This window comes from Rossellomorea vietnamensis, assembly GCF_008180615.1.
Taxonomy (GTDB): domain Bacteria; phylum Bacillota; class Bacilli; order Bacillales; family Bacillaceae_B; genus Rossellomorea; species Rossellomorea vietnamensis_D.
Genome location: NZ_VTEH01000019.1, coordinates 13,679 through 31,873 on the forward strand (window position 1 = coordinate 13,679; position 18,195 = coordinate 31,873).

15 protein-coding genes and 3 pseudogenes are annotated in these 18,195 nt (G+C 43.4%); 12 read left to right on the forward strand and 6 right to left on the reverse strand.

Going from position 1 to position 18,195, the window contains the following annotated elements; all coding sequences use genetic code 11:
• Positions 1–160 precede the first annotated feature (160 nt).
• Together FZC79_RS19000 and FZC79_RS19005 are read left to right on the forward strand one after the other, a co-directional pair.
• Positions 161–2,248 carry a BglG family transcription antiterminator gene (locus FZC79_RS19000; RefSeq protein ID WP_148948377.1) on the forward strand — a complete coding sequence of 696 codons (2,088 nt, stop codon included), beginning with the start codon at positions 161–163 and terminating at the stop codon, positions 2,246–2,248.
• A gap of 5 nt (positions 2,249–2,253) precedes the next feature.
• On the forward strand, positions 2,254–3,393 hold the full coding sequence (locus FZC79_RS19005) for a mannitol-1-phosphate 5-dehydrogenase (RefSeq protein WP_148948320.1): 1,140 nt from the start codon (positions 2,254–2,256) through the stop codon (positions 3,391–3,393).
• A gap of 652 nt (positions 3,394–4,045) precedes the next feature.
• On the opposite strand, the gene FZC79_RS19010 is transcribed toward FZC79_RS19005, so the two are convergent.
• Positions 4,046–5,002 carry a D-2-hydroxyacid dehydrogenase gene (locus FZC79_RS19010; protein ID WP_148948321.1) on the reverse strand — a complete coding sequence of 319 codons (957 nt, stop codon included), beginning with the start codon at positions 5,000–5,002 and terminating at the stop codon, positions 4,046–4,048.
• A gap of 142 nt (positions 5,003–5,144) precedes the next feature.
• Here FZC79_RS19010 and FZC79_RS19015 point away from each other — a divergent pair, with 142 nt between their 5' ends.
• Positions 5,145–5,771: a metal-dependent hydrolase gene (locus FZC79_RS19015; protein ID WP_148948322.1), complete on the forward strand. Its 627-nt coding sequence runs from the start codon at positions 5,145–5,147 to the stop codon at positions 5,769–5,771.
• Between the two features lie 171 nt (positions 5,772–5,942).
• Positions 5,943–7,100 carry a cation:proton antiporter gene (locus FZC79_RS19020; protein WP_252183394.1) on the forward strand — a complete coding sequence of 386 codons (1,158 nt, stop codon included), beginning with the start codon at positions 5,943–5,945 and terminating at the stop codon, positions 7,098–7,100.
• A gap of 61 nt (positions 7,101–7,161) precedes the next feature.
• On the opposite strand, the gene guaC is transcribed toward FZC79_RS19020, so the two are convergent.
• Positions 7,162–8,145 carry a GMP reductase gene (guaC, locus tag FZC79_RS19025; protein ID WP_148948323.1) on the reverse strand — a complete coding sequence of 328 codons (984 nt, stop codon included), beginning with the start codon at positions 8,143–8,145 and terminating at the stop codon, positions 7,162–7,164.
• A gap of 376 nt (positions 8,146–8,521) precedes the next feature.
• Here guaC and FZC79_RS19030 point away from each other — a divergent pair.
• A pseudogene (locus FZC79_RS19030) lies at positions 8,522–8,950 on the forward strand (peroxiredoxin-like family protein); the annotation flags it as partial.
• A gap of 560 nt (positions 8,951–9,510) precedes the next feature.
• Here the strand turns inward: FZC79_RS19030 and FZC79_RS19035 are convergent.
• Positions 9,511–9,798 carry a hypothetical protein gene (locus tag FZC79_RS19035; protein WP_148948325.1) on the reverse strand — a complete coding sequence of 96 codons (288 nt, stop codon included), beginning with the start codon at positions 9,796–9,798 and terminating at the stop codon, positions 9,511–9,513.
• Positions 9,799–9,999: 201 nt separating this feature from the next.
• Positions 10,000–10,698: a DUF2294 domain-containing protein gene (locus FZC79_RS19040; RefSeq protein ID WP_148948326.1), complete on the reverse strand. Its 699-nt coding sequence runs from the start codon at positions 10,696–10,698 to the stop codon at positions 10,000–10,002.
• Between the two features lie 388 nt (positions 10,699–11,086).
• Between FZC79_RS19040 and FZC79_RS19045 the strand changes: the two genes are divergently transcribed.
• Entirely contained in the window at positions 11,087–11,350 is a 264-nt protein-coding gene (locus FZC79_RS19045) for a CD3324 family protein (RefSeq protein WP_148948327.1), read from the forward strand.
• Positions 11,351–11,514: 164 nt separating this feature from the next.
• On the forward strand, positions 11,515–12,159 hold the full coding sequence (locus FZC79_RS19050; protein WP_252183395.1) for a FusB/FusC family EF-G-binding protein: 645 nt from the start codon (positions 11,515–11,517) through the stop codon (positions 12,157–12,159).
• Between the two features lie 470 nt (positions 12,160–12,629).
• Here FZC79_RS19050 and FZC79_RS19055 read toward each other — a convergent pair whose 3' ends face one another.
• Positions 12,630–13,898: an MFS transporter gene (locus FZC79_RS19055; protein WP_148948329.1), complete on the reverse strand. Its 1,269-nt coding sequence runs from the start codon at positions 13,896–13,898 to the stop codon at positions 12,630–12,632.
• Between the two features lie 275 nt (positions 13,899–14,173).
• Here FZC79_RS19055 and FZC79_RS19060 point away from each other — a divergent pair, with 275 nt between their 5' ends.
• The 5 genes and pseudogenes from FZC79_RS19060 (at position 14,174) to FZC79_RS19080 (ending at position 17,004) form a co-directional block, all read left to right on the forward strand.
• On the forward strand, positions 14,174–15,049 hold the full coding sequence (locus tag FZC79_RS19060; RefSeq protein WP_148948330.1) for an alpha/beta fold hydrolase: 876 nt from the start codon (positions 14,174–14,176) through the stop codon (positions 15,047–15,049).
• 75 nt (positions 15,050–15,124) lie between these two features.
• Positions 15,125–15,334 (forward strand): hypothetical protein, encoded by a 210-nt coding sequence (locus FZC79_RS19065; protein WP_148948331.1) that lies wholly within the window; start codon positions 15,125–15,127, stop codon positions 15,332–15,334.
• Positions 15,335–15,623: 289 nt separating this feature from the next.
• Positions 15,624–15,805 (forward strand): annotated as a pseudogene (locus FZC79_RS23370) (ATP-binding cassette domain-containing protein); the annotation flags it as partial.
• Positions 15,802–16,095: pseudogene (locus FZC79_RS19075) on the forward strand (ABC transporter permease subunit); the annotation flags it as partial. The pseudogenes FZC79_RS23370 and FZC79_RS19075, both read left to right, overlap by 4 nt.
• An 18-nt stretch (positions 16,096–16,113) precedes the next feature.
• Positions 16,114–17,004, forward strand: a complete 891-nt coding sequence (locus FZC79_RS19080) for a glycine betaine ABC transporter substrate-binding protein (protein WP_148948332.1) — start codon at positions 16,114–16,116, stop codon at positions 17,002–17,004.
• A 100-nt stretch (positions 17,005–17,104) separates the two neighbouring features.
• Here FZC79_RS19080 and liaG read toward each other — a convergent pair whose 3' ends face one another.
• Complete coding sequence (gene liaG / locus FZC79_RS19085; RefSeq protein WP_148948333.1) at positions 17,105–17,971, reverse strand: LiaG family protein; 867 nt, start codon at positions 17,969–17,971, stop codon at positions 17,105–17,107.
• Between the last annotated feature and the right edge of the window lie 224 nt (positions 17,972–18,195).

Genomic DNA, 18,195 nt, shown 5'->3' on the forward strand with positions numbered 1-18,195 from the left:
TCCCTGAAGTCTCAGTTTCCTCTCTAACCAGGGAGAGCAGCTCTTTTCTTACTTGCATATCAGGTTATTTCCGTTCAATTCTGGCGGTAGTTTTCGTAATTTATATAGAATAGCAACAAGTTTACCAAAAGAGCCCTTCTTAAAGAAATGAGTGGATAGAATGTTTATTACCTCAAGGGAAAAATCCATCATTGACTTAATCATAAGAACATCCGGAAAACATACTGTATCGACTCTCTCGGACTATTTACATGTCAGCGGGAGGACTATACAGCGCAATCTTAAATCAGTAGAAAAAATATTGAATGAACACGATTTGGAGTTGAAAAGAACAACCAATGAGGGATTATTTATCGACGGAAGAAATGAACAGATTTTTCGGCTGATCCAAAAGCTGACAGATATCGTTCCTACCGATGAAACCCCTTTGGAAAGAAAGCTGCATCTGCTGATTACATTGCTTGATGAAGGTCCTTATTTCAAAAAACAGGTGCTCGCAAATCAACTGGGCATCAGTACAGCCACCCTTACTGTTTATCTCGACGAGTTAGCCCTCTGGCTAAGCAAGTTCTCTGTTAACCTAACAAGAAAAAGAGGGGTCGGGGTGGAAGTGGCTGCGACTGAGGCAAACAAACGCCATGCACTTGCTAACTTTTTCTTGGTCCATTTTTATGAAAATATTATCGAAAGTCTTTACTTAATCCAAAAAGGCCAGCATTTAAATGATACGGTTCTGGGTTATTTTTCTCCTGAATATCTATTACTCGCCGACCAGGCGGTGAATCCTGTATTGGACAAAGCACAATCCAAATTAACTGACAGTGACTACACAGGCCTTATAGTGTATATATGTTTAACTATCCAAAGGATTCAAAGCGGCTTCCTCTTGGAAGAAATGGATATAACGGAAACTCGGTATGACAATGAATACAGGAAGATGAATAGAATTTGTGATGAACTGATCCAAACCCTTTCTGTACCAATCAGCAGCAGTGATGTGCATTTTCTGAGTGTTGTACTGAAAGGTTCAAAGGTGCAAGCTGCGGATTCAATCGACTATGACAGTATTCTGTTGGGCCAGCACATAAAAAATTTAATACATGATGTCTCATCGAAGCTCAATATTGATTTATCAGATGACTTTTCCTTATATCAAGGGTTAATCGCACACATGGAACCTTCGATCTTTCGGTTGAAACAGGAGATGGAATTGTTCAATCCGCTCACAGATGAAATAAAGAAGAAGTATCCTGTCTTATTTTTAGCTGTTAAAAACAGTTTGGAAAATCGATTCAAGGATATTTATTTTCCAGAGGCAGAGGTTGCTTTTGTCGTCCTGCACTTTGGATCTGCTCTGGTCATGAATGAGGAAAAAGTCAGAATTAACGCCGTTGTAGTCTGCCCGACAGGAATCGGAACTTCCAAGATGCTTGCCAGCCGGATTCAAAAGGAGATAGCAGAAATTAACTCTGTTGAAATTCTATCACTTACAGATTTTCAATCGGCAGATATGAGAGACTATGACATTGTCATCTCTACGGTAAGGCTTCCTTTCACTGACATCGATTATATTCTCGTCAACCCTCTTCTCAGTGAGAAAGACATTGAGTTCATTCACAATTATTTGCAGAACAATTTGGAGAAACTGACTAGGAATGATAAGTATCTGAAGCAGTTTGCAAGAGAAAAGGAAAGGGATCAAGACGAACGTCCGAAGGTTAGAAGTCTTCTGCAGGAGATAAAAGAGATCCATTCAAGTATAGAGTCCATCCTTGATAATTACAGGTTCTACAGAATGGAACACACAGGAAGCCACTTTACTGTGCTGGGCGACATGGTAACGCAGGCAGAGAAAGATGGACTTCTCCACAATACGGATAAGGTGATGCATGAATTGAGGGAGCGGGAGAGAAAAGGCGGACTGGGGATACCCAATACCAATATGGGATTATTTCATTGTAGAAGTAAAGGTATCCAGCAGCTTATATTTCAAATCGCCCACTTGAAAGAGCCTTGTATAATCACGGGGATGGACGGAATTGAGATGCCCATGAAAAGCGTACTCCTGATGCTTGCTCCGGAAAACCTGAACAATAGGGAGCAAGAAGTAGTGAGTCTCATCAGTACCAGCCTTATCGAGGATGAAAAATCTATGATGATTTACTCGTCAGCAAATGGGGAAATGATCCGCAGGAAGTTAGAAGACCTATTTTTAGACTACTTACAAAATAACTTGGTAAAGGATTGATTATCATGAAACAAGCTGTACATTTCGGAGCTGGAAATATTGGCAGAGGGTTTATTGGAGCTCTCTTTTCACAATCTGGTTATCATGTAACCTTTGTGGATATTGCCGACAGTGTCATAAATAAATTAAATGAAGAAAAGCAATATAATGTGGTCCTGGCTACAGAAGAAAAAGAGACGGCATTAATTGAGAATGTTTCAGGTTTGAACAATCTCAGCCAGGAAGATGAGGTCATTGACCACATTGTTAACGCAGTATATTTGACGACTGCCATCGGTCCCAATATCCTGCCGAGAATAGCCCCGCTGATTGCACGCGGGCTATCGAAACGTGTTTCTTCAACGGATGACAAACTCTATGTAATCGCCTGTGAAAACCAAATCGGTGCCACAGATATACTAAAGCAGCATGTTCTGGAAAACCTTGATCAGGAGACAATTGCTAAGCTCGATGGCCGTGTATATTTCTTCAATTCAGCTGTTGACCGTATCGTGCCGATCCAGGATCAGGACTCTCTCGATGTACTTGTAGAACCTTACTATGAGTGGGTTGTGGAAGCCAAAGAAAGTCTCCCGGAAGTCGAAGGAATGACGATCGTAGAAGACCTTGCTCCTTTCATTGAAAGAAAATTATTCACGGTGAATACAGGCCATGCGGTCATTGCGTATTTCGGTTATCTTCAAGGCAAAGAAACCATTGACCAAACACTGGCTGACGAAGGAATTGCCGATCAAGTTAAGGAGACTCTTAAGGAAACCGGAGCATATTTAGTAAAACAATATGGACTTAATGAAGAGGACCACTTGGCTTATATCAATAAAAATATTGAGCGCTTTAAAAACGCTTATCTAAATGATGGGGTTACTCGTGTAGGCCGAGCGCCAATACGTAAATTAGGCCCTGAAGACAGACTTGTGCGCCCGACTACAGAGGCACAGAAGGAGGGCCTTCCATATTCAAACCTTGCCAAGGCTATCGCAGCTGCCTTGCTGTTTGATCACCCTGAAGATGAACAAGCTATGGAAATACAGGAGATGATCAAAGAGAATGGAGTGGCCGGAGTGCTGAAAAAGGTAAGCGGTCTGGATGAGGAAAGTGAAATCTCACAAGAAGTCATCAAACAATATGAACTATTAAAAGGATAAGCGGCCGGAAGCTTTGATTTTGTCAAAAGATCAAAAAAATATTGGCTTGAAAATTAGGCAGCCTTTCTGAAACCAAGTACAGCAATAATCCCTGGAGAATAAAAGGAAAAATCGCTTTTTCTCCAGGGATATTTTCCTCACGGGACTAATAAGCTCTCGCTGATCCTGCACTTTATACATATTTCAGCAGAAATAGACCTCTCGTGACCGAAGCAGCCCCACCATCATACATATCTCAGCGAAAACCACCTCTCGTGACCAAAGTGCCTGCAACATCATACATATCTCAACGGAAAAAGATCTCTCGTGACCGAAGTGCCCGCACCATCATACATATCTCAGTGCAAATGGATCTCCTGTGACCGAAGTGCCCCCAGCTTCATACATATCTCAGCGGAAATAAATCTCTCGAGACCGAAGTGCCCGCAGCATTATACATATCTCAACGGAAATAGATCTCTCGCGACCGAAGTGCGCGCACCATCATACATATCTCAACGGAAAAAGATCTCTCGTGACCGAAGATATTCTCCTGCCCCTGGGTTAATTCCAACCTGCCAGCTTTTTTATAAGGAATATAGTAAGGTTCAGAAAAAAAGCAAAGGGCATACCTATCAGCTGATAGGTATGCCCTTTTTCCCCTCTAAGGGATTCAATACCCTTTCCTGTAATCGACTAAATTGACAGGCGGGGGATTGCCGGAGATATATTCTTTTAAATTGGGGATGAAGATGTCTTCAATGACCCTCTTATTATAAAACTCTGTCGAGCCGGCAGTGTGGGGGGAAAGGATGACATTTTCCATCTCCCAAAGCGGGCTGTCTTTTTCCAAAGGTTCTGTTTCGAACACATCCAGGCCGGCTCCTGCGATCTCTTTGGCATTCAGGGCTTGTATCAATTCGTGTTCCTTAACCGTTTCACCACGGCCGATATTAATCAGAAAAGCAGAATCCTTCATGGCTTCGAATTCGCTCCTGCCAAACATGCCGCGGGTATCTGGAGTGAGTGGCACAGTGTTAACAACATAATCACAGCGGGACAGGACATCATGAAGCTGTTCGGTCCTGAACATTTGGTCGACGTACTCGCTGTCTTTTCCGGAATGGCGGACCCCGAGAACATTCATTCCAAAGGCTTTGGCAATCTTTGCGGTTTCTTTTCCGATGGCACCGACTCCGATGATCCCAATGGTCTTTCCGTGAATTTCAAGCTTGAGGCCGGAATGAGCCCATTCCTTCTGAGCCTGATTCCGTATATATGTATGAATTTTCCTCGTCAGGCCGAGCATCATGGCAAAGATGGTTTCAGAAATGGGGTAAGCATGAACTCCGTTTGCGCTTGTAAGGAGGATACCATTTGAGTCCAGTTGATCTAAAGGCATACTGTCGATTCCAGCGCTCCATGTCTGTATCCAGCGGAGAGCCGAGCCTTTTTCAAGTGCAGCTTCTTCCATGGAAGTTTTCCAGCCTGCGATAATCTCAGCGTCATTCAAATGGCTCTTCCAATGTTCGGGTTCCTTGCCTGTGATGATTTCCCATTGAGGTGCAGCCTGCTGAATCAATTCCAGCTGGTTTTCTTCAAGATGTTGAGCGACAATCAGTTTTTTCATATAGTAGTCCCTCCATTCTTTCCTATTATCTTAATAGTACCAAAGTTTTCATAAAAAATAGAAAAGAAAGGTTTTACGCGGACAGCAGGTTGTCCTATAATGGGGAAACCATCAAGAATAACAACAGAAAAGAGGAACAATTGTGAACGGAACAGCTCATATGGTCATTGGGTCAGGAGCCGGGCTTTTGGCGGCTCAGCATTTACAGGCAGCTCCTGAAGAGACACTCTTATTGATAGGAGCAGGCGGGCTATCTGGTTTGGTCCCCGATTTGGATGTGGACGGTAAGCTGAGGAATACCTTTACATCGTCTCATAAGTTTTTGATGTCATTAGCTCAGTTGATAGGAATTGCGGTCATTGTTTACAGCTGGTGGGCAGGAACGGATGCTGAGATGTGGAGAGGGATTGCAGCCGGGTTGGCAATCATGCTGGTGTCTGTTTTTATCAAGAAGCGGCATTTATTGACTGTTGCGGGAGCGGGTGCATTGACGGGAGGACTTTTTCTCGATGAAAACTGGCTCTGGTTATTTGGCATTTATATTATCATTGCCTCATTAGTGTCACACCGCAGCTATACCCACTCTCTCCTTGGTGTGGCTTTCTATGCTATTATTCTTTATTACCTGCAGATCAGTTTTCAGACTGAAGGAATCTTATTGGCAGGTGCCGGTGGATATATGAGCCACCTGGTTGCTGATATGAAATGGCTGCCTTTTAATAAGAGAGGTGTAAAGCTGTTTCTCCCTTTCTCCCGGAAAGAGATTTAATTGATAGCTTAAGGGCTTATATATGCCTTTAAGCTTCTTTTTTCTTGGCTCTTTTCTAAAACTCCTCTTACAATTTGAAATTTGTTTACAGAGTGCCAATTTATACTATGCTTAGATTTCAAAAGATACGGGTATAGTAGAATACTTAAAATGTTTATTGGATGAGAGGGTGTGCCGTTTGTGAATCTGCCGTTATTTCTTGGTTTATTTCTGTTAGTGCTATTTATTACTGCGTACTTTGGAAACAAGGCACTGCGCATACCTGATATTGTCATATATATTCTGCTGGGTGCAGGCATTTCACTTGCCGGACTGCTTGAAGATGTCAAGACGATAGAGGTTGCAGGAGAAATCGGTTTGATCCTGTTGTTCTTTCTTCTTGGGATGAAGTATCCATTGAAGGAAATTGCTGCGAAAGGAAAGAAGGTATGGAAGCCGGGCCTATTGGATTTGGCCCTGGGTGTCGGGGTAACAGCCGGAATCAGTGCCTTGTTCGGACAAGGGCTATTTAATTCCCTTTTGATAGGGGGATTGGTTTATGCGACCAGCTCTTCAATTACTCTTAAACTTCTTGAACACAATAAGAAACTGGACAGGAAAGAATCGGGATATGTTCTTACCCTGTTGATATTTGAGGATATGGTGGCTCCTATCCTTATTACTATCCTTATTGGCCTGAGCGGGGGAGAAGGGTTAAGTATATTGGACTTTCTATTTATTTTCTTGAAAGTCGCATTGCTTGTAGGGCTGGCGGTTGCCATCAGCCGATTCATCCAGAAAAAGGCGTATACCCTTATTGAAAAATTTCTGCATGAAGATTATCTGCTTGTGTATATTTTAGGAATTGCTTTGGCGTACGGCGGCTTTGCTCTGCTGCTCGATTTATCAGAGGTAATCGGGGCATTCCTTGCCGGCCTTATGTTTGCAGGCACCAATTTTAAAGACAAGATCCAGGAGGTGGCACTCCCTGTCAGGAACTTATTTCTGCCATTCTTCTTCCTGAATTTCGGGATTTCACTTGAATTTACTAGTGATATTCCGGCCTTTGGGCTTCTTTCTGCCATCCTGATCTGGTCGATATTCCATAAACTGATTGTCGGTTATATAGGCGGACAGTGGTACGGACTGAATAAGCAGGAATCGTTGGAAACTGGCTTTACTCTGGCACCGAGGGGAGAATTCTCGGTTATCATTGCGGGACTGGCTTCCGGGACACTGCAGATTTTCGCAGGGGTGTACATCCTGGCCGCTGCGCTTATCGGAATGCTTCTATGTCAGTTGTCCTCGAAAATAGTCGGAGGCAGGGTATTCCGGAAGAATAGCAATTAGAAGTGCAGATCAATAAAAAACCGGGCAATGGTGGAACACCAAAGCCCGGTTTTATTTATGTTTAGTACACTTTATCTCCATTGAAGATCGAATTTTTTACGACCACATAATCCACATGGCGGATTGCATCTAAATTGGTGCCGCCTGCATAGGAAATAGATGACTGAAGATCCTGCTCCATCTCTGTCAGGGTATCCATCAATGCTCCTTTATGCTCCACGAACATTTTCTTGCCTTCTACATTTTTCTTTTCGCCTTTTTGGAATTCTGATGCGGAACCAAAGTATTCTTTATAAAATTTTCCGTCTCTATCAACTGTTTCGCCAGGTGATTCCTCGTGGCCGGCAAATAGGGAGCCAATCATGACCATGGAAGCTCCAAAACGGACAGACTTTGCAATATCTCCATGCGTACGGATACCGCCGTCGGCTATGATAGGTTTGCTTGCTGCTTTCGCACACCAGCGGAGAGCTGCCAACTGCCAGCCTCCTGTACCAAAGCCAGTTTTAATTTTTGTGATACATACCTTTCCAGGCCCGATTCCCACTTTTGTAGCGTCTGCACCGGCATGTTCTAATTCTCTTACAGCTTCAGGTGTACCGACGTTTCCAGCAATGACAAAGCTGTCTGGAAGGTGTTTCTTAATGTGCTTGATCATCTTAATGACTGCATTCGAGTGTCCATGAGCAATATCAATGGTTATGAATTCAGGGGTGATTCCTTCAGAAGCTAGTTGTTCTACAAATCCATATTCATCTTCTTTAACGCCGACACTGATAGAAGCAATCAGCTCGCGGGAATGCATATCCCTGATAAAAGTCAGCCGTTCTTCTGGCTTAAAGCGGTGCATTATATAGAAATATCCATTCTCCGCTAAGTAAATTGCAATCTTCTCATCTATTATTGTCTGCATGTTCGCAGGAACAACTGGCAGTTTAAACGTATGGCCGCCTAATGTTACGGTCGTATCACATTCCGAGCGACTGTTCACTACACATTTTGCAGGAATTAATTGAATATCTTCATAATCAAACACATTATCCATGAGTAACACTCCTAAAAACGAATATTATTTTGATATTGATTAATAAATGTTCGTACATTATGTAATTTACCTTATTATTGGATTTATGTCAAAGACTTTTTGGCTTTATAGCTTTAGTGCTTCACCGCACGAAGAGGGACAGTCCCTTTTCGTGCTGGAATGTGTTAAAGCGCTGTCGGGGTATTAACACCCAAACGTTTAAAATGGATTTTATCCTCAAGATTGTTATGATAGAATCATCTAATGAAAAGAGGGTGAAAGAATGACGAACATACTTCAAAATCCTTTCGGCGAAGACCGCAGTTTTGAAGAAGTCATAGAGGGTCAAAAGAGCCTGGTCATATTTGTCAGGCACCCGGGCTGACCGGTTTGCAGAGACTTTCTCGCGCAGTTGCGTGAGCATCACCAGCAATTAACCGCCGGAGGGGCACAGGTTATTGCCATAACCCCATCTAATCAATCTTTGCTTGAACAGTTCACGAGAGAATTCGGTCCATATCCTTTCGAAATATATGGAGATCCCAAGCGGTCCTTGTATAAAAGTATGGGACATAAATCCATGGCGAAGTGGAAACTCCTTGCATTGGCGGGGAAGGCCTTCTTGAAAGGTGGTAAGAAAGCGTTTCTGCCTGAGGATGAGGGGCAGAAAAAAGTGGTACAGAAGTCCCTTAAAACACAGGATGTTTACATCCAGGGAGGTTCCTGGATCTTCGATGAAAATGGTGAAATCATCTGGAGCCATATAGACGAGTCACCTGAGGACCATGCGCCGATTGAGAAGCTTTTAGAGCAGCTCAATAAATAAAAAAAAGCCCCTTTCCGAAATTGGAAAGGGGGTTTGTGTTTCTTGAGGAAATTTATTAGTCACACCTGCGTGGACAACTACTAACGAATAGATTAAATGAGCCGAATAGAGCTGAATCTCTTAGGAGCATTTTCTCACTGAGCTCAGCAGGCTGCCACTGCTTTTATTATAAGGCAGGTCGAAAATCAGGCAGCATTTTTTTCTTGAGAACATTTGCCTGTCGGGGCTGATCGAGGCGCTTCCGCTTCTGGGCCGTCCAGCTGCAGCGCCTGAGGGTCCGTACCCACTGGAACGGACTTAGCCCCTCGGGGTCAAATAACTCTCAGAGAATAAAAGGAAAAACCGCTTATTTTCTCCGGAGAATATTTGCCTGTCGGGGCTGATCGAGGCGCCTCCGCTTCTGTGCCGTCCAGCTGCAGCGCCTGAGGGTCCGTACCCACTGGAACGGACTTAGCCCCTCGGGGTCAAATAACCCCCGGAGAATAAAAGGAAAAACCGCCTTTTTTTCTCCGGGGAATATTTGCCTGTCGGGGCTGAACAAGGCGCTTCCGCTTTTGTGCCTAGATGATCTTTTTTATGCTGTGCCTTGTATAATAGCTCTGATAGCGATAAAAGATTTCAGCTTGAACTTTCTGCTCATCCAGAAAGAAAGTGTAGTAGGTCTGGACAGAGGTAGAGTTTTTCTCGTAAGGGATGTTCAGCCTTTCTGCCACAGATTCCACATGGTCCTCAATGTCGGTCTTTCTAATTGTTACGGGCTGATCACTTTGCTGACGTGCTTTTTCAACATAGTTATCTAAGCAAGACAAGATTTCTTGTTCTTTCTGAGAGAAGTCATTGATGTTCATTCTGGTCTATCCTCATCCTTTTTAACAATAATTTAGTTAATTACAATATATGGAAATTAAAAAAGTCAGAAAAGAAGGCGGGATCCCTCTCTTCTGACTTATGTCCGGTTCCATGCCCATTCATTGCTATCAGAAACTCATTATTGGTTGCGATTGATATTTTATATAATACCATGAGAGGTACTACTTATCAAAGACTTTTTAAGAGGGCTTCAAATGTAAGAGGATGAAGCTTTTATCACCATCAAAGTCCCAGTCCACAAAGATGTCCTTCAGTTCCGCATCTAAATGCTCTTCAAATCTTTCTTTATATTCAAAGAGGAACCTTTTTTCCAAATTACGCTTGGTTATCCGGAGTGTTTCGTGAAACCCGAGGCGAATCAGCTCCTTTTCGAGGAGGATAAAAATCCCCTTTCGAACGATAAGAAGGGTGCGGGGGTTCTGCATGATAGAATATGTTTCCTCCGGTGGTTTTTGTACAGCGGTGGTGATTTGAATGATATCCTCAATTAGAGCGCCGCTGTTTTTATAATCATTGATTTCCGGCAGAGGATGTTCTTTATCAGGAGCTGTGAGAACTGCAATCATCATACCTGTCTTATCTGTAAGGTTCCAATCATAATAAAATTCAGCCACACGGCCTTCTGTATTTAATTCGATAAAAGATGTAACTTCCTTCGTTAATGTTTCCATCATTAAGTCTCTAGTTTTTTCAACATAAACCGTCTGATCACTATCCATAAGGGATTGCTCCATAGGTGACAGAAAGTCCGAGAACTGAGTAACCACATAGGGGCCGGATACCGTACATACGACGTTTCCGGGTCCGCGGCCGAAATGGTCTCTGAGCAGACGGCCAATATAACTAGAAATAGTTTTTTCTAACTTGGTTTTTACCATAAAATACCTCTCCATTTAAATTATTCCTTTAAAATCTCTTTCCCCTTTACGTGAGAAATGAAACTTTTCAATTGTACTTATGCCAGTTAGGATGGACATTTGAAAAGGATTAATACTTTTTTGGAATGCGGAGAAGCAAAAATTCTTTTATAATAAAAACCATATATTATCATACCTAAAGGGTTGAGGAGGTGGTACTACATGACGAGATTCCATTCCTTGTCAGAATCAGCAGCGACTCATGCAAAGCCTGGTATCAGGAAGGCGATACTTTGCATGGGGTGAATATAATTTAGACAATCGCCCAACCATGCTTTCACGTTTCTGATTGAACCGGCTTTGCACCTTATTTTTCTTTTTATAAAAAAATAATAAGGAGCTGGCTGAAATGAAAGCAGTAAAAACTCAACATGTTTTACCTGAACATTTACTTAAGGAAATCCAGAAGTACGTGCAGGGAAAAACCATCTATATCCCGAAGCAAAAATCTTCTTATCAAAAGTGGGGTTCACGTTCAGGAGGTAGGAAAATGATTGAAGAGCGGAACGCAAGGATTAAAGAGGCATTCAAAAACGGATGCAGAATTGATAGACTTGCAGAAGATTATTTTCTTTCTTCGGAAACCATTAAGAAGATTGTATACTCTAAATAATTGATGGTAAGCATTGGCATCCAGTGTTTCGCCTTAGTACGTTTTCCAGGGGGAGCTTCCCTTTTTATGGCGAATTCTGTTTAAGGGCATTCCCGGCATATCCTTGCCGGAGATTCCTGGATATAATAGAAGTATCGTAAAAGGAAGAGTTTAAAGGAGTAATAATGATGAAGCCCTTTATTAGGAATGATCAATTCAACTTTATAAAAGCACAAACGAAAGTGCTGATCAATGGTCATGTAAACGCAAATGATCCTGGTGTCATGAAAGCACTCAAAGCTGTCACATTGGAAAAGGTATTGAGCCTGCTGCCTGCTCCTTCAGAGGAAGAACACGATTTGCTGAGTTCGATTGCCTCTATTAAAGATAAGCAGGATGCAGAGAATTATCTTGCTAAGCTAATACCCTTTGTCATACCTTTTCGGGAAGTGTCTGACAAAACACTGCTAAAACTGTTCCCAAAAGTAAAGAAGCTGAAGCTCCCCGATCTTGAGAATGTAGACCTAAGGGAGGTCACTTACTTAGGCTGGAATGACATTGGGCAGGAGCGGAAATACCTTGTCACAGAGGATAACGGCAAGCTGATTGGAATGAGGGGAACCTTCAAGAATCACAGTCAAAAAGGAGTCTGCACAATATGCAATTCCATTGGAGAAATCGGGATGTTCATCACCGAATCGAAAGCTGCTGCCAATGGGACGTATAGAAATCGCGGAAACTACATCTGCCAGGACAGCCAGGCTTGCAACCGCAGCCTGCAAAGTAAAGAAAAGCTTAATGCATTCATACAGCATCTTCAAAACCGGTGACAGTCACGCCCCGGTTTATGTCGAATAGAATGACGGACGAAAAGTGCACTGAAGGGTGTGCTTTTTGTTTTGGTTCGGGGTAGAAGGTGTAACTTGTTGAGAATAAGCGATAAACTATACCGGATTTACTTGTAAGGGGAACCCAAAGAGAATAAAAGGAAAACCCGCCTTTTTTTCTCTTTGGAACATTTGCCTGTCGGGGCTGAACAAGGCGCTTCCGCTTTGATCCGTCCAGCTGCAGCGCCTAGCCCCTCGGGGTCAAATAACCCAAAAGGAAAACCCGCCTTTTTTCTCTTTGGAACATTTGCCTGTCGGGGCTGATCAAGGCGCTTCCGCTTTTGATCCGTCCAGCTGCAGCGCCTAGCCCCTCGGGGTCAAATAACCCAAAGAGAATAAAAGGAAAACCCGCCATTTTTCTCTTTGGAACATTTGCCTGTCGGGGCTGATCAAGGCGCTTCCGCTTTTGATCCTTAAGGTGCCAATTCGACATTTTTCGGGTTGTGACTGTCACCAGAGTGGGCACGCTGGCGGGCAAGCATTTTCAAAGCCACGAACAGGAAGGCCAGTGCTCCCAACATCCGTACCAGGGAGGTGGAAAGCATAGCACTCTGCATCCCGAATTGGTTCAGGAGCAGGACCCCGAATTGCGGCGCGAGAAACCCGATGATCGCAAGTAAAAAGTTATAATTGGCGATATAGGTCGTCAGCTGTTTCTGAGGCGAAGAATTCAGCAGCTGGTTGAAAAGCAGAAGGTTTGTTCCAGCTACGAAAATTCCAATCCAAAGATTTATGAAAGTGATATAGTATAAGTTCGTCGAAACGATCATCAAAGCAGGAGCTGTAGCCATACCGGCCGCTGCCACGAATAACAGCATCGTGTTGCCGTATTTGTCCGCATACTTCGCCCACCACTTGATACTGACAATTTGGGAAAGCTGGTTGGTCACTGAAAACATGCTGAACCAGAGGGCTGTGGCATGGGCTTCACGGATTTGATAAATGCTGAAGATGGACCAGCCCATTTGTGCTCCAAAGTTAAATAGGAGTGCGCAAATGATGAAGGCAACATAGGGCTTGTGCTTGAACACGTCCATTGAAAACTTCTTCTTCTCTACTACTTCTTTTACTTCTAAGGCAGTATGCTCTGCCGTCTCTTCTTTATGCTTCATCAAGTAATACACTTCCATTAGTGCAAAACCGAAACCGGCGATAAACAGGATTTGATAAGGAAACACGCTGTTTTCATTGAATTGTTCTAAAAAGAATCCTGTAGAAAAGGTTACAATCATCGCGGTAATGGTCGTCCATCGGTTCCTGGAACTGAAAAATCCGCCTCGTCGTTCTTCAGGGACCAGATCGCCGATCATTGACTGCCAGGACAGACCGGACAGCGCCCCTGGAAAGTTCAAAAGCGCAATCAGTGCAACAAGAGCCCAAGGTGCAAATTGCGGAGACAGAAATGGAACAAATAAGATGAGCATGAACAATAGTCTGGTTGACAAAGTAGATGCAACAGCAAATTTCTTCTTGCTTTTTACCCGGTTCAGCCACATGGCCCCTGGAATCAAGGCTAGCATTCCGATAATGGAGGGAAGAGAAGTGATCAGTCCCATTTGCGTATTGCTCGCACCCAGGACACCAATGGCAAACAGCGGGATATATCCATTTACAGCATTTGTGGACACAGTGGAAGCAATTCCATTGTAGATGCTGAGTTTTTCATTTTTATTGAATTTCAAGCTTGCAGCTCTCCTCTTTGTGTTAATTTTCATGATGGCAACTGCAACAAATTTACTGATTGATTGTACTTTTTTGCTTCTCACCTGACAATATAAAATCGTAAAAACAGTTAAATCTATTTACCTTCTCAATTGAGAAGAGAGGTCTTAAGAACTAGGTTCTAAAGTAGCGTAAACTGGGATAAACTTAGTCTCCTCTAGGATTGAACAGTTTGTACGGCGGATGCGGAGGGGAATATATACATAAACGAGGATATGAGAGGGCGAGTAGCAATATGCGGGACAGCATAAACTTTATGTTCAAACATTCATCAGGACGAAAAATCACTTATAAAAAGATTGGTGACCCTTCTGGAATCCCGTTCCTTTACTTTCATGGCTGGGGATCTGCTGCTTCCTCAATTTTTTTTGATAAAACATTTCTTGATGAAAATCATATATTTATCCTTATGGTGAACCGGCCCGGCTATGGCGGATCAGGCTTCCTTGAAGATTATACAATGTACGACCATGCTGAAGACGTGAATGAAGTGCTCGATTACCTGGGCATCGAACGGGCTCATTGCTTCGGATGGTCAAATGGTGCTTTATTCTCGCAAGTGTTCGCTTCTAAGTATCCCCGAAAGGTAACTTCTTTGTCATTGGCAGGCAGTGCCATTCCTCTGGAAAGCAAAGAAAGCCGAGAGTATTTGCCGGCTCGCTGGAAATTTATCCGAAGAACGTTTAGATTAGCCCCTTCTTTTACCAGGGGGTATTTGAAACACATCAATAAGATCTGGACTGGCCGTATAGAAAGAATGCTATTAGGGCTGCTGAACAGGCAGAATGAAGACAAGAACCTGGAAGATCTGAAAGGACAATTGAAAAAACAAACAGCTGAAGGGTTGTGGGAGGCTTACCGAACGAAAGGCTGGTCCGAATATGCCGAACTTCGAGCAATGATGGTCCCCTTTAATCTTCCGGAGGAGAATCCTCCATTTCCGGCTTATATCTGGTATGGAGAGAAGGATAAAATGTGGCCAAAGAAGACTGCAGTCTATTTGCAGGAGAAATACCAAGGATCACAGCTGAAGGAGATAAAGCAAGAAGGACATTTCTTCTTTTTGATATGCTGGAGGAGAATAGTGGAGAATGTTTTATCAAACGAATAGGTAAAGGAGAGGGCGACAGCCTATAAAAGGGCGGTTGAACCCCAAATAATATAATTCTAAAGGGGGATGTAGTTAATGGTCAAGCGAGGACAAGGAAATAGAGCGAAAGAACAACTGCAGTCCGTTTTGAGGGAAACCAATACCCCTGCCATTCTGAATGATGTCATCGATACAGAGTTGGGAGTCATGCCGGGTGTGACAGCAGAAGAACTGACAACAGCAGAAAGATACTCTGTCAGAAATTCCACAGACGGCAAGACGTGGAACAGTGCGGATGACCGATAAAGGGCCTTGAATGGGTCCTTTTTTGTTGAGTAATTTTTGGAGAGACCCCCAAAGAGTCAATTTTTGAGGTGGGGGTGTCCTTCGTGAAGTTCCCGAGAAACCCCAGGAATCTGTAAGTGTTTCAAGCATCATTGAGAGCCTGCATGAGTACCTTTTTTAGCGTGGAAGTATCCCTGAAAACAGACCTCCTTTTCACTTGTGAAATATACATCCGGTAAGTATGAAATGGTCAAAATGACAAATAGTAATGTCAGAGAGTATATAAAAAGAGAAATGCTTATGTACGAAAATTTTCCGCTCCAGTCCCGAAGAAGGGCTTAAGAGGTTAAATGAGGGACAGGGAAAGGAGAAAATCCTGGACGAGACTGGCATGACCGTAGGGTGAATAATGCTCCCTTTAAGGTGAAGGCAGGCGAGTTTTTCGTCATCATGGGCTTGTCCGGAAGCGGTAAATCCACGTTGATACGGCTGACATGGTAGAGGCAGCCAAAGCGTTCGGGTCGACTTCCTGGCAGATGCTTACAAAGGTGCAGCTTCCTGTTGCCGTTCCCACTATCATGGCGGGAATCAACCAAACGATCATGCTTGCACTTTCCATGGCCGTTATTGCCTCTATGATTGGAGCACCAAAACTTGGGTCAACTGTTTTGGCTGGAATTTCGAGTGTGAACGTCCGTCTTGGGTTAGTCGGTGGTCTAGGAATTGTGGTACTCGCTATTATTCTGGATCGCATTACGCAAGGTCTGGGTCAGAAAAAATGAGGACAGGAGTTTTTGGCGATGAAAAAATGGAAGATTGGATTCCTCCTGGTGTTTGCTGCTTTCATGATGACTGCCTGTGGTACAGGCGCTAATGATGAAGGAGAGGATAATGCCGAACAAAATGGAGGCAATTATGAAGGAATCACAATCAATTTTGGCGTGACTCCTTGGACAAGTACGGTGCCTCCAACCAAAGTCGCAAAGCTTATTCTTGAAGACATGGGATACACGGTCAACGAAACGAAAGCAGATGCAGGCGGGGTATACACAGGCCTTGCAAGGGGAGATTTGGATGTATTCATGGATGCCTGGCTGCCGGATATGCATGCCAACTATATGGAAAAGTATGGTGATAAGCTGGAAGATACAGCTGTCAGCTACAAAGAGGGAGAGCTTGGCTGGGTTATTCCCACTTATGTAGAGGGAATTGACTCGGTAGAAGATATTAAGGGAAAAGAAGACCTATTCGGCGGAAAGATGTATGGAATTGAAGAAGGTGCCGGAATGACGGTCACTTCAAGAGAGATGATAGATAAACTTGGGCTGGGTTTGGAATATGTAGCCTCAAGTGAAGGAGGAATGCTTGCACAGGCACAGCGGATGATGGAAAACGAGGAGCCTGTGTTGTTTCTGGGCTGGAGACCGCATCCTATGTTTGTTAATTATGATTTGAAAGTGCTGGAGAGTCCTGAAGAGTATTTTCAAACCTCTGAAGTCCATGTTATCACGAACAAGGAACTGAAGGACGATGCCGCAGAAGCCTATGAATTCCTCACTAAGTGGAAAATGGATGCAGCGGATATTGAAGAAATGATCATCAAAATTGACGAAGGGCAAGATCCCGAAGCCATCGCACAGGAATGGATCGATAATCATGAGGAGCAAGTGAAGGAAATGAAAGGGAAATAAGATTTGGTGGCTAAAGGATAGCAGAGTGCCAATCCTTTAGCCCTTTAAAGCATGAAGAGGGACTGTCCCTCTTCGCGCTTTAAAGCAATGAAGTGTGTCTCTAATAAATTCTTACGTCCCCGCTGGATACTGAGATTTCAATGTCATATTGACCAGAACCATGAGTTCCGGAAATATCACCGTCATCCACCTTTTGGGATTTCAACGGAAATTCACTGGAGATGTTGCCGCTGCTTGCCTCTCCGGTAAGGGTGAAGCTGCTGTCATCTGGAAGATCCAAGTCGACGTTTCCTGAGCTGAGATCAAAGCTGATGTCGCCTTTTAATTCAGCCATTTCCACATCCATCTTCCCGGAAGAAAGCTCTCCTTTCAACGGTCCGGAATACTCAATCAGTTCTACATCACCGGAACTGATTTCCACGGCTCCCTCCTTGGCAGAAAACCGGTCAACGATAAGGCTTCCAGATGAACCGCTATGAACGAATTTGGCAGTTTTTATATCGGTTAATTCAAGGTTACCCGAACTCATATCTGTTCTTAATGTATCGAGCACCATCGGTTCAGAAGAAGACTCTCCTTCAAATACAAGGCTGCCGGAACCGATATTGATGTCCATGCTGCGGTCAAAATGTTCCGGGATGAAGACGGTCAATTCAGAATCATGGTTGAATGACATCCAGCTGAACCATTTCCGCTTTACTTCTACTTTGATTTCATCGCCTTTTGAGCTGACGATTAAATTGCCCTTGCCCTTCAGCTCGGCTTTCACATCATCCCTTTCTTCAGGAATGATTACTGTATTACTGCTTGGAACGTCAATTTTAAGGGAATTTACCCTATCATTGACTGCAACGCTGTTGTCCCCGGTGCGTTTCCCTGAAGCAAACAAAGAAGTATGATCGTTGAGAATAAGCAGGACAGAACCAACGACCAGGACAGCAATGATAATTGCGAATAAGTTTTTCATTGTTTCCCCTCATTTCATCAGCTATTCAATATCTTTATCTTATTCGGATTACCAACTTTATACAATAACACCCGCGGTTTATTTTTTAATAAGACCAGAGGCGTAGAAGGTATTGCTTCGGTATATCTGCCGCCGTATTTTTCTCGGTGATTTAAGGGGTTATTTCCGAAAGTAGCATTCCATAACGCAGCAGAGTTGATGAAAAAGCATGCTTTAAAGAAGAA

Coding starts and splice junctions, on each gene's coding strand:
- FZC79_RS19000 (WP_148948377.1), top strand. CDS start 161: ATGTTTATTACCTCAAGGGAAAAATCCATCATTGACTTAATCATAAGA.
- FZC79_RS19005 (WP_148948320.1), top strand. CDS start 2,254: ATGAAACAAGCTGTACATTTCGGAGCTGGAAATATTGGCAGAGGGTTT.
- FZC79_RS19010 (WP_148948321.1), bottom strand. CDS start 5,002: ATGAAAAAACTGATTGTCGCTCAACATCTTGAAGAAAACCAGCTGGAA.
- guaC (WP_148948323.1), bottom strand. CDS start 8,145: ATGGATAATGTGTTTGATTATGAAGATATTCAATTAATTCCTGCAAAA.
- FZC79_RS19035 (WP_148948325.1), bottom strand. CDS start 9,798: ATGAACATCAATGACTTCTCTCAGAAAGAACAAGAAATCTTGTCTTGC.
- FZC79_RS19040 (WP_148948326.1), bottom strand. CDS start 10,698: ATGGTAAAAACCAAGTTAGAAAAAACTATTTCTAGTTATATTGGCCGT.
- FZC79_RS19045 (WP_148948327.1), top strand. CDS start 11,087: ATGAAAGCAGTAAAAACTCAACATGTTTTACCTGAACATTTACTTAAG.
- FZC79_RS19050 (WP_252183395.1), top strand. CDS start 11,515: ATGATGAAGCCCTTTATTAGGAATGATCAATTCAACTTTATAAAAGCA.
- FZC79_RS19060 (WP_148948330.1), top strand. CDS start 14,174: ATGCGGGACAGCATAAACTTTATGTTCAAACATTCATCAGGACGAAAA.
- FZC79_RS19065 (WP_148948331.1), top strand. CDS start 15,125: ATGGTCAAGCGAGGACAAGGAAATAGAGCGAAAGAACAACTGCAGTCC.
- FZC79_RS19080 (WP_148948332.1), top strand. CDS start 16,114: ATGAAAAAATGGAAGATTGGATTCCTCCTGGTGTTTGCTGCTTTCATG.
- liaG (WP_148948333.1), bottom strand. CDS start 17,971: ATGAAAAACTTATTCGCAATTATCATTGCTGTCCTGGTCGTTGGTTCT.